We start from the raw sequence: 14,264 nt of genomic DNA, 5'->3' as shown, positions 1-14,264 counted from the left end.
AGTAGAAAGATTTCTCAGTTAAACCCGCAAAGAGAACTGCATTATCCCATTCTCAATTCCTCATTTCGAAACGATTAAATCTATTTTTGGAATCATGAAAAAGTGCATTTTATTTTTCGTTTTCATTTTCTCCATTTCCGCTTTTGCTGCAGAATGGGCGAGCGATTATCAATCGATGATTGCGTTTCAAAAAAATGTAAACCGCGAAGGTTATGTAAAACCCATTGCGACTTATATGGGAACAATTCTCAATGGCAGCTGGCTTTCAACTGCTTCGGTAGAACGCCGACTTGCTTTTGAAGCGGGCATGCCTTTTCAAATTGCGCTCATCGAATCTGGCGATCGCGAATATCATTCTTCGGTCTACGGCGATGTGCCGACAATCTTTGGTAGCAAAGCGGATCTCGGCCTCGGCGGTAACGAAGATTTGCACGGAATTTCTGTTTTCACTTTGCCTTATTTGCAACTCGGCGTAAGTTTCTTCTATACGCGTCTTGTGTTCCGCGGCATGTATTTTCCGTCGGTGAGCGAATTTCAAGGTTATCATCTTCTTTCTTTCGGTGTGCAGCATAGCTTCGGACATTTCTTCCGCGAAAAATTACCGCCGATTCTTCGCTGCTTTGACGTAAGCCTTTTCTTCGGTTATAACTCTGCGTATATCGGCTACACTCCCGATAAATGGAAAGGAAAATTGGATTTGGATTTCGGAACCACTTACACGGCAATCGTCTTCGGATTTAAACCGTTAAATCTCGTCGAAGTGATGCTTTCTCTCGGTTATCAAACTTCGACAATGGATGCAGACGGAAGCTTAGACGCTTATGCAAAAGACGGAACTTATCAAGGAAAAGTCAATCCCGATGTGAGCGTAGATGGACGCGGCGTATTCCGCTTAGGACTTGAAGTCGCCTTTGCCTTTGGCGAAAGTTTCCACCCTGTCGTCGGTTACAATGTCGGCGCGAACAATTCGTTTAACGCAAACGTAATTTATTTCAAGAAATCGTTTAACATCGGCAATGAACCCGAGAAAAAATCCGAAAAAAATGAAGACGAAAAAGAAGTAAAATCCGAAGAAAATTCCGCACCAAAAAATTCTGCGGAAACAGAAAATTCTGCAGAAATTTCTAGCGAAAATTCATCGGACGAAAATTCTCTCGAAAGCGATTCTTCTGCGCCGTAAATTTTTCATTTTTTGCTCATGTTTTCAGAGGCAATTCAAAAACGGTTAACGGAACTTCCGATGCGTCCCGGCGTGTATTTGATGAAAAATGCTGCGGGAAAAATCATCTACGTCGGGAAAGCAAAAGTTCTTGCGCATCGCGTTCGCAGTTACTTTGACGGAAAACCCAAACCGGGACATCGCGCAGCGATGTTAATGCTTCCGTATATTCACAACATCGAATGGATTGTCACCAACACCGAAGAAGAAGCTTTTATTCTCGAAGCGAATTTAATTCGCAAACATAAACCGCTTTACAATGTTCGCTTAAAAGACGATAAACATTATCCTTATATCGCAATCGATATGCGCGATCCGTTTCCGCGATTATTTCTTTCGCGGCACGCTTCTTCGCGTTATCGCTGTTTTGGTCCCTTCCCGAGTTCTAAAGCTTTCCGCACTCTCGTCGATATTTCAGCTCGCCTTTTTCAAATGCGCGAATGCAAACTTTCGTTTCCGCTTTCGAAACCGCAACGCCCTTGCTTAAATTATCACATCGGGCGTTGCCTTGCTCCTTGCGCGGGGCTTTGCACTCCCGAAAAGTATGCAGAAAATGTGAACGAAATGATTCGCGTTCTCGATGGAAAACGAAACGATTTACTCGCCAAGTGGACGCGCGAAATGGAAGAAGCGAGTCTTGCTCTCGACTTTGAAACTGCCGCAAAAAAACGCGATGCGATTGAAGCATTACAAGCGACCAATACAAATCAAAAAGCCGACACAACTGATACCGCGCTGAAATTAGACGTGGTCGCCGTTCGTCGCAACGGAAATTTAGCGACCGCAGTTATTTTCGAATATCGCAAAGGCGTCATCTCGGGGCGCAGACATTTTCAGCTCGAATGCGATCAAGATCAAGATGAAGCAGAAATTCTCTGCGAAATGCTTCCGACTTGGTACGAAAACGAAGAAGTCATTCCGAACGATATCGTCATCAGCAATGCAATTCCCGACGAAGACCGCATTCAAATCGAAGAAGAACTCGCCGAAAAGACAACGCATAAAGTAAGCATTACAGTGCCACAGCGCGGAGACCGCGTGCAATTTATGAAGCTCGCCCTCGCCAACGCCGAAATGCTTTTAGTCGAAGCAAAATCCGAAGTAAAACATTTCGATGAAGTGGAGCAAAGCGTTTTCGATTTGCAGCGTGAACTCGGCCTTGCGAAAACGCCGTTTCGCATTGAATGCGTTGATATTTCGCATTTAGCGGGAACGCATACCGTTGCGAGTCTTGTCGCTTTTAAAAATGGACGACCCGATAAAAAAAATTATCGCAAATTTATCATCAAAACCGTTTCGGGTGTCGATGATTTTGCAAGCATGCGCGAAGTGATGACGCGACGCATCCGCCGATTAGAAGAAGAAAATTTACCGATGCCCGATTTGTGGGTTTGCGATGGCGGTAAAGGTCAAGTCGATGCGACCATGCAAATTTTAAAAGAACTCGGCCACGATAAAGATTTGCCGCTGATCGGTCTTGCAAAGCGTTTAGAAGAAATCGTTTTTCCCGACGACAGAAAATCCATCGTTTTACACCGCACCAGCGCCGCTTTAAAATTGCTGCAAAATGCCCGCGATGAAGCGCACCGTTTTGCGATTACTTATCAACGCAGCAAACGCAAAGAAGATTTGCGAGTCGATTGGTTAAACTTGCCGGGAATCGGTGATGAAACGCGAATTAAAATTCTTTCGAAATACAAAAGTCGCAGCGATTTTTTAAACGCTCCCATCGAAGATATTCAAGATCTTTTCGGGAAAAATCGCGGACTTTCCATTCGCGAAAAAATTGAAAATTACATTCCCGATGCGGAGCTTTTGTGATTCGCAAAATCATCCACATCGATATGGACTGTTTCTACGCAGCAGTCGAAATGCGAAGACATCCCGAATATCGTTTTGTGCCGATGGCTGTTGGCGGAAGCGTCGAAAATCGCAGCGTTCTTTCCACTTGCAATTATCCCGCACGAGAATTCGGATTGCATTCTGCGATGTCCACATTTCAAGCGTTAAAACGTTGCCCGAATCTCGTTTTGCTACCCGTTGATCACGCAGCTTATCAAGCAGAATCCGCAGAAATTTTCAAAATTTTTTATCGCTACACAAACCGCGTCGAAGGCCTCAGTTTAGACGAAGCTTTTTTAGATGTTACCGGCAGCGACACGCAAAACGGTTCAGCCTCTCTCATCGCCCAAGAAATTCGCAATGCCATTTTTGAAGAACGCGGCGGCATCACAGCTAGCGCAGGAATTGCTCCCAATAAATTTTTAGCAAAAGTCGCAAGCGATTGGAAAAAGCCCAACGGTCAATTTACCATTCGCCCCGAAGATGTGGACAATTTTACCGCAGAACTTCCTCTTGAAAAAATTCCCGGCGTCGGAAAAGCGAGTCTCAAAAAATTTCTCGCGCAAGGTTTCGTTTTGTGCAAAGACATTCGCCCCTTTTCGAAAGAAGAATTATTTCAACGCTTCGGCAGTTTGGGCGAATCGCTTTATGATTTTTCACGCGGAATTGATAATCGTCCGGTGAATCCTTCGCGCATTCGCAAATCCATTTCCACCGAATTTACTTTTCCGCAAGATGTCTTCGGCGTTGAAAATTGTGAGAAAGAATTGCGCACCGTTTATTTCGAATTTTTAAAACGCGCCAATCGCTACATCGAAAAAGAATCGCAAAAAACTTTTCCGGTTTTTCATTGCTTCGTAAAAATCAAATACGAAAATTTCAAATCGACGACGATCGAACGCACATTTTCTGACGTTTCGTGGAAGCGATTTTCTTCTCTTTTCCGCGAGCGTTATAATTCACAACAAAAAGTGCGATTACTCGGCGCCGGCATTCGTCTCGAGAATAATTCTGCCGAAAATGAGATCCATATTCAAACAGAACTTTTTTAAAAATTTTACGCACAAATTAAATTTTAATTTTTCGATATTTCAAAAATTTTCAAATTCAAAATTGTATATTTAACAGAAATTGAGGAGGACACAATGCTTTTATTTTCAACGATTCTTCGAATTAACGAAAAATTAACGCCTGAAGATTTTATTCGATTAGTCATCGAATGGAATCAAACGAGTTCTCATCCCGAGAATATCATTCCAAATATCCAATGGAACGGCGAACGAAATATTTTCTACCAATTTGAAAATCGCTCTTTAGCGATTGAAGAATATCGCAATCAAAATATGATTGCGGTGCGCTACGAAAAGAAAGACGCAGACGGTGTGATTTGGGATACCGATTATGTGATCCATTTTAACGAAAGAAAAATTTCCATTCGTTTAGATCGCAGTTATCGTTCCGACGCCATTCCCGTCGATTCAAAATTTTCTACGCCGCATTTTATTTCGCTTTTAATCGATCGCAGCTATGTGCAAAACGACGGCGACTTTCCTATCGATTGGAAACCTTTTACCATTGACGAAGAAAATTTATCTCTTCTCACCGAGCTGATGCTCGGAAATATTCAATATGAATTGCCCGTTGTTTTTGTGTCGAAAATGCGCAATGGCAAAGAAGCGGTTGATGCATTTGCCCTAGCAAAAACTTTAGCGGGAATCGCTCATGTCGTTGTACAAAAAGATGTTTTTCTTTATCGTCAATTACGCGAAGAATCCAATGGTCGCAATGAATTTAACGGCACCGTAGGAATTTATTATCCGAATCCGCCGATGGAAAAACGTCGCCTTTATTCGCAAGCGGGAGTAGAAAAAAATTCATCGCTTTATTTACAAATTGTGCGACAAGTCATCCATTATGCAAATCAGCAAATGGTCGATACACTTTTCACATGGCACGGCGTCAATAATGCGATTTTACAAGACCGCTTAAAACATCAACAAGAAGAACGCATCGCCGCCGAAAAAGCGTGCCAAGTTGCAAAATCCGAAGTCGTTCAGCTAATCAATTCTTTTGACGATGAAGAAGCTCGCATTCGGGCGCAAGCGCAAGAAGAAGCGAATAAAATGATTGAAAGTTTTGATGACGACACGGAGCGTTTGCAAAAACAAATTCAAGATCTCATGCGGGCAAACGAAAATTTATCCTATGAAAATCAAGGATTGCGCGCCAAGTTAGATGCCTCAGGAAATTTTCCCGTTTTATTTAGTGGCGATGAACGCGAAGCTTTTCCGGGCGAAATTAAAGACATCGTTCTTTCGACTTTAAAAGATGCTCTTCCCAATTTGCAAGAAATTTCGCGAAGAAAAGATGTGATCACTCAAATTATTCAAGCCAATCAGTATCAACATCTTTGCGAAAAGAAATCGAGCGAACTCAAACGACTTTTAAATAGTTACACAGGCATGACAAAACCGCTGCGACAAGAATTAGAAAATTTAGGATTCCGCATCAGCGAAGACGGGAAACATTACAAATTAACTTATCTCGGCAATGATCGTTATCAATCGGTAATTGCGAAAACGCCGAGCGATAATCGCGCAGGGAAAAATAATGTTGCGCGTATTGCAAAATTGGTTTGGTGAATTTATTTTCGGAGAAAAAGGAGACTTCTATGAAATTATCAATTTTCTTCGGCCTCTGCATTTCTCTTTTACTCATCGCTTGCGATGATAGCAGTTCTAGCTCAGCGAGCGAAGAGCCGATTATTTCTTCATCGCAAGAAATATCTTCTGCAACCAAAATTTCTTCTGCCGATATTTCAAGTTCCAGTGAATTGCCTGCGACAAAAGATTCTGTTTTCGAAGTTTGGAATCAAGCAAATCTCACTTGGTATGAATCGTATCCAGATTCCAACAGCGAAGAATGCATTGAATATAATGGCTGCACGTGGGCGGGTCAATTTTACGGTCTCGACGGCGTTCAAAGCAAAGATTGGGTGAAATCGCACAACATTATCGCGGTGCACGAAAAAGATTGGAAACAATACGGATTAAAAACGTTTCGGTTGCGGAAAAATGGCGCAGAAATTGACGCCACCGTTTACGATATTTGCTCCGATTCCGATTGCGATGGTTGTTGCACCGAAAATGCAGGCGATATCGGATTTTTAATCGACATCGAAAGTTTCACGCGCGACCGCTTCGGTTATGACTCAGGCGTTGTCGATTGGCAATGCTTGGATTGCGAATAAGCAATTTTCTATTTTATCATTATGATTTCGCAGCCGCTTATTCCGCAGCTCATTTCCCTTCCGAAGATTTTAGACGATCGCGGAAATTTGAGTTTCATCGAATCCGAAAAGCACATTCCTTTTCGCATTCAACGCTGCTATTGGATTTACGATGTTCCCGGTGGCGAATTGCGCGGAAGTCATGCGTTTAAAACGCAGCACGAATTCATCATCGCTCTTTCGGGAAGTTTTGACGTTCTTTTGCACAACGGAAAAAAAGAAGAACGTTATTCGCTTCGCAGATCATATCAAGGGCTTTATGTGCCGCCGATGCATTTTCGCACTCTCGATAATTTTTCTACAAATTCCGTAGCACTCGTTCTCAGTTCAACCGCTTACGATCCAGATGATTACATCTGGGATTGGGATGTGTTTCAAAAGGCTTGCGCATGCAAAATTTAATTGCCGGTTGTCAATTCATTGAATTTCCGCGGATCAGTGAACGCTCCGGCTCGCTTACCGCATTAGAAAATTCAAAAAATCTTCCTTTTGAAATTCAACGCGTTTTTTACCTCTACGATATTCCGGGCGGTGAAAATCGCGGCGGCCATGCGCACAAAAAATGTCATCAACTTTTGATCGCTGCATCGGGTTCATTTGATGCAAAAATTGACGACGGCATTCATTCGCAAATCGTTCACTTGGATCGTCCTTATTACGGTGTTTATGTGCCGCCTGGCGTGTGGGCAGAAGAATTGAATTTTTCTTCGGGATCCATTTGTTTAGTGCTCGCCTCGCACGCTTACGACGAAGCCGATTACATTCGCGATTACGCGCGTTTTACAGAATACGCCGCAACACGGCGAGGCAGCAAATGATTCCTTACTTGGATTTAAAACGGGTGACGGAATTTTTTCACGAAGAAATTTCGGAAGCGACTCAGCGCGTTATCGAAAGCGGTTGGTATATCCGCGGCAAAGAATGCGAAAATTTTGAAATGCAATTTGCGAAATTTTGTGGCACAAAATTTTGCGTTGGCGTCGGAAACGGACTTGAAGCATTAACTCTCATTTTCCGAGCGCTCATTCTCTTAAAAAAATTAAATGTCGGCGATGCGGTTTTTGTGCCGTCAAATACTTACATCGCTTCGATTTTGGCGATTAACGAAGCGGGATTAAAACCGATTTTAGTGGAACCCGACGAAAAAACTTTTAACATTTCTTTGAAAAATATTCAAGAAGCATTTGCTAAAAATCCCGAAGCGAAAGCCATTCTCGCAGTGCATTTATACGGCCGCGTCATTCCGGGAAAAGAACTTGCCAAATTTGCCAAAGAAAATCATCTGCTTTTGATTGAAGATGCGGCTCAAGGTCACGGCGCAAAGCAAGATGAAATTCGCGCAGGCGCTTTCGGTGATGCCGCAGGTTTTAGTTTTTATCCGGGGAAAAATTTAGGCGCACTCGGCGACGCTGGCGCCGTCACGACTTCGGACGAAAATTTAGCGAAGACAATTCGCGCACTCGCCAATTACGGCAGCGAACAAAAATATGTCAACGCATTTCGCGGAATGAATTCGCGGTTAGACGAATTGCAAGCGGCAATTCTCGCCAAAAAATTACCACATTTAGATGCCGAAAATTTGCGCCGTCAAAAAATTGCAAAACGTTATCTGCAAGAAATTCAAAACGAAGCAATTCAACTTCCGGATGCAGGAAATGCGGGCGAACATGTGTGGCACATTTTTGCGATTCGCACAAAAAATCGCGAAGCTTTGCAAGAACATTTAAAACTCCGCGGCATTGGAACTTTGGTGCACTATCCAATTCCACCGCACAAGCAAAAAGCTTACGCCGAATGGAATGCGCTCTCGTTTCCGATTGCAGAAAATATCGCGGAGACAGAACTCAGTTTGCCGCTTTATCCGCAGTTAACCGAAAACGAAATTTCACAAATCATCGAGGCGGTGAATGCGTATCGTCCGTAAAATTTTGCGCAAAGCGGCGATGATTTTTCGCCGAGCATTTTACCGCATTTTGTCGGACGCTCACGTCAGCGGAAAACCGATAAATTCTTCGCCCCTTTTAGCGCAAGGCGCGGGCAAAATTTCCTTTGCAAAAAATGTTCATGTCGGCGTTGAAAATGATGCAGACTTTTGGAATTCGTATGCATTTTTCAATCCGCGAAATGAAAATGCAAAAATCGAAATTGCAGAAAATGTTTGGGTCGGAAATCGTTTCGTCGCCATCGCCGAAGGTCCCGGAATTTTCATCGGTAAAAATACTCTCATCGGTAACGGTGTAAAAATTTACGATTCCGATTTTCATTCGACAGCACCCGAAGTGCGTTTATCTGCAATGCCAAAACGCGCAGCCGTAAAAATTGCGGAAGATGTTTGGATCGGCGATAACGTGATGATTTTAAAAGGTTCCGAAATTGCAGAACATTCTGTTGTCGCAGCGGGCGCCGTTGTCGCAGGAAAATTCCCCGCAGGCGTTATCCTCGGCGGCGTTCCCGCAAAAATCATCGGAGAAGTACATGGTTGAAAAATATCCGATTTCCATTCGCCGTTATACAGCAGCCGATGCAGAAATTTGGAATGCATTTATTCGTCAAGCGCGAAACGGAAATTTTCTTTTTCATCGCGGTTACATGGATTATCACGCCGACCGTTTTCCCGATGCATCTTTTCTCTTTTTTCAAAAGCAAAAAATTTGCGCCGTCATTCCGGGGACAATTTCAAAAGAAGGAATTTTCAGTTCACACGCAGGACTTACTTTCGGCGGATTTGTCGTCGATGACGAAGTAAGCGTCGCTGAATTTGAAATTCTTTTTTCTCTTCTCGATGAAGAATTGCGCAAATTGAATGTGCAAAAAGTCATCTACAAACCGCTGCCGTGGATTTTTGCCGAGCGCCCTTCGCAAGAAGATTTATATTGGCTTTTCCGAAAAAATGCAACGTTAAAAGCGCGACTTATTTCAAGCGCATTAGAACCGAAAATTTCGAAACCGCCCGCAAAAAAAAGATATTATCAAAGCCGTTGTGAACGCGAAGGACTTGTTTTTTCGGAGTCAAAAAATTTTTCTGCATTTTGGGATTTACTCGACGCTTGCCTTGCCGAAAGACACACGGCGCATCCGGTGCATTCCAAAGCCGAATTGAATTTGCTCGCCTCGCGCTTTCCCGAAAATATTCGATTATTTACCGTTACGAAAAACGCAGAACTTCTCGCCGGCGGAATCGTTTACATTTCCAAGCAAGTTGCGCATACGCAATATTTGGCGAGTTCCGAAAAAGGTCGTTCTCTTTTTGCGATGGATTTTTTAATGCTGAATTTACTTTCGCAATTTTCCGAAATGCGTTGGTTTGATTGGGGAACTTCGAACGAAGAACAAGGCCGCGTTCTAAACGAAGGGCTTGCGCACAAAAAAGAAATGTACGCAGGACGTGGCGTCGCCTTTGATATTTACGAGTACACATTATGAAAATGAATGGATTTTGGAAACAATCAGCAGGCTCGGGAATCGCCACTGCGATTCGCATCGCTTGCGCATTTATCACCAATAAATTTTTAGCGATGGTCATGGGACCCGTGGGATTTGCAATCGCAGGGCAGTTGCAAAATCTCATCAATTTAGGCCAAGGAACTTCGTCTCTCGCTTTGCAAAATGGCTGGGTCAGTTTAACCGCTCGCCATAAAAATGAAGAAGATAAATTAGGACCCATTTGGCGCGGCGGTTTTCGCATTTCGGTTTACGCCTCCATTGGAACTGCGATTTTCTTTGTTCTCTTTGCGTTTATCGCTCCGCTGCAAACTTTATTCCCCGGCATTCCGCCGCGTTATATGCAAGCCGCAATTCTCTTCGCTGTTCCCGGAGTCATTTCACTCTCGGTCATTGCGATTTGTTCCGCGGTCATGAATGGACTTTCGGATTATAAACGCTGGGCGATCATTACTGCGGGCTCTTCCATTTTGAATTGCCTTTGGGTCATTTTATTTATTCATTTTCATGCGATGTCAATTCTTTCTGCGATTGCGACGCAGTCCATCGTTTCATCTTTCTTTGCATTTTTCGTTGCGCATCGCGGCGGTTTTCGTTATCGTCGTTTCTATGCAAAATTGCGCGCTGAATTTCGTCCGTGGAAAGGTTATGCGGTCATGGGAATTATTCCGATGATTTTAACGCCCGCACTTTACATGTTTATGCGATCGTATATCGGCAATCATTTCGGTTGGGACGCCGCAGGATTTTGGCAAGGTGCGCTTCGCATTTCAGATTTTTTCAACGTCGGATTTTCATCGGTTCTCGGCGTAGTTTTGCTTCCGCGTTTATCGGCTGCGACTTCAAAAATTGAATTTCAAAAAACATTGTCCGCATTACTTCTCCGCGTGATGATTCTCGCTTTTGTGCTTTTTGGTTTCCTGTTTTTTGTCCGCGATTATTTAATTCTCTTTGCGCTTTCCGAAAAATTTTTACCGCTTTCTTCGCTTTTGCCGATTCAACTTGTAGGCGATTTTTTCAAATCGGGCTGTTGGTGTTTGGGTTTAGCGCTTGTCGCGCGGAAAGAAACGGTCGCCTTTATTTCGGTTGAAATCGCTTCGGATTTATTCTTCACATTGCTCACCATTTTTGGCGCGGCTGCGTGGAAATATCAAGCGCCCTTTTACGCTTACGCCATTGAAAATGCGATTTGCTTTATTTCGCTTTTCATTCTCACACGGAGGCTTTCGTGGAAGAACCTTTAGTTTCTGTTCTTCTTGCGAGTTATAATCACGCGCCATTTGTCGAAGCCGCGGTGCGCTCTATTCTTTCGCAATCCGGTGTCGCCTTTGAATTGATTGTAATCGATGATGGCAGCACCGATAATTCTCCGCAAATTTTAGAACGCCTTTCGCACGAATTCGGCTTTTATTATAAGCATCGCGAAAATCGCGGACTAGTGCAAACCTTAAACGAAATGCTCACTCTCGCCCATGGAAAATATTTTTGCACATTTGCTTCGGACGATGTGATGGCGCCAGGACGTTTAGCTGCGCAAAGTCAATTTTTAGAAACGCATCCGGAATTCGCAGCATGCGCAGGGCAAGTAAAAAATTTACGCAGCGATGGAAATTTAGAAGATACAGTTGATCTGCGTTACGCCAAAACGCAAGAAGCGACTTTTGAAGAAATTCTTTTGGGAAAAGCAGAATTGCACGGCGCCACCGAAATGATAGTCAAAGAAAAATTTGCCGCCGTCGGAAATTACGATGAAAATTTTCGTTTCGAAGATTTTCCTGCTTGGCTTGCCCTTTCATATCGTTACGGAAAAATTCCTGTGCTTCGCACGGTTTGCTGCTATTATCGTATTCTTGAAACTTCAATGCATCGCAATTTGAATTTCATTTACAAACAAATTCTCGCGGTCATTGAAAAGTATAAAAATCATCCCGCTTATTCGCAAGCCGTTGCCCTTTGGAAAACGCGATGGTTTTCTTCTCTCGCTTACAATCAAAAACGAGAAGCTCTCCGAAAATTGCCGCAACTCGCCACTTGCACAAAAACATTTTGGATGCATTTTCCAAAACTTTTCATCCCGCGAATTTTCTTAAAGTATTAAAATGATTTCGGTTTGCATGATTACATTTCAAGGCGAAAAATTTCTTCGGGAACAACTCGAAAGTATTCTTTCGCAACTTGCTGCAACCGACGAAGTCATCATCGCAGACGATGGTTCTACCGATGCGACTATTTCTCTCATTCAAAATTTTTCGGATGCGCGAATTCATTTGATTCAATGCGAATCGCATCTCGGACCGATTTACAATTTAGAACGCGCACTTCTTCAAGCCAAAGGCGATTTGATTTTCTTAGCGGACCAAGACGATGTATGGCTTCCGCAAAAAGTTTCCGTTTGCAAGCAAGAGTTGCAAGATTCCATTCTCGTTCTGCACAATGCCTATTTTTACACGCAAGAAAAAAATGGAAATTGGAAATGCGGAACAACGATTTTTGAAAAGCGAAAACCCGTTCATGGTATTTTCAAAAATTGGCTGCGAAATAGTTTCACCGGCTGCTGTATAGCATTTCGCCGCGAGCTGCTTCTTCGAGCACTTCCCTTCCCCAAGTCGCTTCCAATGCACGATCAATGGCTCGGACTCATCGCTGAAAAATCAAAAAAGGTCCGCTTTGTAAACGAACCGTTGCTTTGTTATCGTCGCCATGCAGAAACTGCAACCGATTTATTGAATCATAAAAAAGCGAATTTTTTTAATCGGCTGCGCTGGCGTTGGAATTTGCTTCGGATTTTTCTGCAGCGTTTTTCAAATTGAGTTTTCCCCAAGCCACTTGCACGAATGCGCCCGCGCGCGTGAGCTCTGCTTGTGCGGTTTCGTAATCTTTGAGGATATTGTTAAACGCAAAAACATCGCGTTTCTGCGTTTTTTCCAAAATGCCTTGTTTAAATTCGGCGACGCGCGCTAATTTTTCACAAGAAACGGCTAACGCTTCGACGTAAGCGGGGACTGCATTTAAAAACTCTATTTCATCGGAAGTCGCTTGTCCGCGATTGCTTTGAATAAATTTTTTCTGGGAAAGCGCTTGTTCTTTCACTTCGCCCATAAAACGCTGAATGCGAATGTAATCGACCTGCGGCCAAATGAGGTTAAACGGCCACAATTTTTTCCAACTGAATTTAAACATCGACTCGTGGGCGGCGTTTTTCGCTTTGAGAAGTTCTTTCAGGTTTTCAAAAACCGCTTCCGAGAGATTTTTTTGCATTTTTTTACCCTTTCTCTTTTCGTGAAAATATACATTATAGCTATCATTCCCACATTTAGGAGAATTATTTCGTATGGATCCAAAGAAGATGAAACTCATTCTGGCAGTTTCAGTTGCTGTCAACATCGCTTTGATTGTCATTATGCTTGTGCTCAAAAACGGTTACAAAGACCAAGCGCAAGAAGCCTACAAAGTTTCAACCAAAACATACACCGATCAAGTGGCGAGCGTTGTCAATGCGCAAAATACCTTCATCAAAACAGGAAACGCCCTTTGGCAAATTATTTTCGAAACGACTGCGCAGAATTTGTCGCAGGCTGCATTTAATGCCCGCGTCGCCGAACTCGATGCCGACAAGCTTTTGAATCCGCAAACAACGGGCAACGAAACGACTTTATCGTGCGGCGCCGATTGCGCAGTGAAGTTCACCTTCAAAAACGGAAAATTTGTAAGCGTCGATTATAAAGCGCTCGCTTCGATTTCTCCCGCAGCAACATTCTCGGTTTCCAAGCCGGCTCCCTTTAATTTCCAGGCTCAGTAAGGAGGATTTATGAAACTCAAATATATTATGATCGCTTCTCTCGCGCTCAATCTTGCGATTTTCGGACTTCTCTTTATGCAAAAGGGCGCTTATGTTTCGCAGGCTTCGGAAGCTTATCAAAAGAAAACAGAAGCCTATTATAAGAACGCGGTGAATATCGTCGATGGTCAAAATTCGGTGATTGAAAATAATGCAATTCTTTGGAATTTAGCGTGCACCGCAAATCAGCAAGCGAAAACATCGAAGGAATTTGCGACGATTGAAAAGCGCATGGTAAATGCTTCGGTCTTTTCGAGCAAAGTCTCGGGCACACCCGATGGAAACGGCAAATTGCGCACGGTTTCGTGGAACAGCGATTATTACATCGTCGCCGCATTTGATAAAGCAAATAAATTACAAGGCATTAACGTCAACGCTCTTCTCGGCAAAGCAAAAGCTTTGGAACCGGAAACTGCCGAAGACGAAATGGAAGAATAAGAAAATTATTCGCCAAGTAAAATGGAAAAGCGCGCTCTTCGAGCGCGCTTTTGCTGTAAATGTCTGCGCTATTGCGATTTGAATTTTTCTGCATTTGCCATTTCACGACCGCGATTTTTTACGACTTCATTTTCAAAAAATGTCGCAGTTTGATTTCAAAATTTCTTGATTTTATTTCTAAAAATTTTCCGTTTCAT

16 protein-coding genes are annotated in these 14,264 nt (G+C 43.2%); 15 read left to right on the top strand and 1 reads right to left on the bottom strand.

Annotated features, from left to right (window positions below):
- Window positions 1-94 precede the first annotated feature (94 nt).
- From B0H50_RS06155 to B0H50_RS06095, 13 genes are all read left to right on the top strand, one after another.
- Complete coding sequence (locus tag B0H50_RS06155; RefSeq protein WP_106198637.1) at window positions 95-1,180, top strand: DUF6588 family protein; 1,086 nt, start codon at window positions 95-97, stop codon at window positions 1,178-1,180.
- 18 nt (window positions 1,181-1,198) lie between these two features.
- Window positions 1,199-3,040, top strand: a complete 1,842-nt coding sequence (gene uvrC, locus B0H50_RS06150) for an excinuclease ABC subunit UvrC (protein WP_233244547.1) — start codon at window positions 1,199-1,201, stop codon at window positions 3,038-3,040.
- Window positions 3,037-4,113 carry a DNA polymerase IV gene (gene dinB / locus B0H50_RS06145; RefSeq protein WP_199191880.1) on the top strand — a complete coding sequence of 359 codons (1,077 nt, stop codon included), beginning with the start codon at window positions 3,037-3,039 and terminating at the stop codon, window positions 4,111-4,113. The genes uvrC and dinB overlap by 4 nt, the downstream gene beginning before the upstream one ends.
- 93 nt (window positions 4,114-4,206) lie before the next feature.
- A complete protein-coding gene (locus tag B0H50_RS06140) occupies window positions 4,207-5,703 on the top strand; it encodes a hypothetical protein (protein WP_106198635.1) in 1,497 nt (498 codons plus the stop codon).
- A 29-nt stretch (window positions 5,704-5,732) separates the two neighbouring features.
- Window positions 5,733-6,311, top strand: coding sequence for a hypothetical protein (locus B0H50_RS06135; RefSeq protein ID WP_233244542.1), 579 nt, complete (start codon window positions 5,733-5,735; stop codon window positions 6,309-6,311).
- A 21-nt stretch (window positions 6,312-6,332) separates the two neighbouring features.
- On the top strand, window positions 6,333-6,752 hold the full coding sequence (locus tag B0H50_RS06130; RefSeq protein ID WP_106198634.1) for a sugar 3,4-ketoisomerase: 420 nt from the start codon (window positions 6,333-6,335) through the stop codon (window positions 6,750-6,752).
- Complete coding sequence (locus B0H50_RS06125) at window positions 6,740-7,168, top strand: sugar 3,4-ketoisomerase (protein WP_106198633.1); 429 nt, start codon at window positions 6,740-6,742, stop codon at window positions 7,166-7,168. Before B0H50_RS06130 ends, B0H50_RS06125 begins: the two co-directional genes overlap by 13 nt.
- Entirely contained in the window at window positions 7,165-8,274 is a 1,110-nt protein-coding gene (locus B0H50_RS06120) for a DegT/DnrJ/EryC1/StrS family aminotransferase (protein ID WP_106198632.1), read from the top strand. The genes B0H50_RS06125 and B0H50_RS06120 overlap by 4 nt, the downstream gene beginning before the upstream one ends.
- Window positions 8,258-8,833: an acyltransferase gene (locus tag B0H50_RS06115; protein ID WP_106198631.1), complete on the top strand. Its 576-nt coding sequence runs from the start codon at window positions 8,258-8,260 to the stop codon at window positions 8,831-8,833. Before B0H50_RS06120 ends, B0H50_RS06115 begins: the two co-directional genes overlap by 17 nt.
- Complete coding sequence (locus tag B0H50_RS06110) at window positions 8,826-9,773, top strand: GNAT family N-acetyltransferase (protein ID WP_106198630.1); 948 nt, start codon at window positions 8,826-8,828, stop codon at window positions 9,771-9,773. Before B0H50_RS06115 ends, B0H50_RS06110 begins: the two co-directional genes overlap by 8 nt.
- Entirely contained in the window at window positions 9,770-11,035 is a 1,266-nt protein-coding gene (locus tag B0H50_RS06105) for an O-antigen translocase (protein ID WP_106198629.1), read from the top strand. The genes B0H50_RS06110 and B0H50_RS06105 overlap by 4 nt, the downstream gene beginning before the upstream one ends.
- Entirely contained in the window at window positions 11,020-11,889 is an 870-nt protein-coding gene (locus B0H50_RS06100; protein ID WP_158256474.1) for a glycosyltransferase family 2 protein, read from the top strand. Before B0H50_RS06105 ends, B0H50_RS06100 begins: the two co-directional genes overlap by 16 nt.
- Window position 11,890: 1 nt before the next feature.
- On the top strand, window positions 11,891-12,601 hold the full coding sequence (locus B0H50_RS06095) for a glycosyltransferase (RefSeq protein WP_106198627.1): 711 nt from the start codon (window positions 11,891-11,893) through the stop codon (window positions 12,599-12,601).
- Here the strand turns inward: B0H50_RS06095 and B0H50_RS06090 are convergent.
- A complete protein-coding gene (locus B0H50_RS06090) occupies window positions 12,540-13,049 on the bottom strand; it encodes a hypothetical protein (protein ID WP_106198626.1) in 510 nt (169 codons plus the stop codon). The genes B0H50_RS06095 and B0H50_RS06090 overlap by 62 nt on opposite strands.
- Before the next feature lie 73 nt (window positions 13,050-13,122).
- Here B0H50_RS06090 and B0H50_RS06085 point away from each other — a divergent pair, with 73 nt between their 5' ends.
- Window positions 13,123-13,590 (top strand): hypothetical protein, encoded by a 468-nt coding sequence (locus tag B0H50_RS06085; protein ID WP_106198625.1) that lies wholly within the window; start codon window positions 13,123-13,125, stop codon window positions 13,588-13,590.
- A gap of 9 nt (window positions 13,591-13,599) precedes the next feature.
- Window positions 13,600-14,067, top strand: coding sequence for a hypothetical protein (locus tag B0H50_RS06080; protein ID WP_106198624.1), 468 nt, complete (start codon window positions 13,600-13,602; stop codon window positions 14,065-14,067).
- Window positions 14,068-14,264: the final 197 nt, after the last annotated feature.

Source organism: Hallerella porci (genome assembly GCF_003148885.1).
Lineage (GTDB): Bacteria > Fibrobacterota > Fibrobacteria > Fibrobacterales > Fibrobacteraceae > Hallerella > Hallerella porci.
Note: the sequence above shows the minus strand (reverse complement) of the source record. Positions and strands in the feature narration are given on the sequence as shown.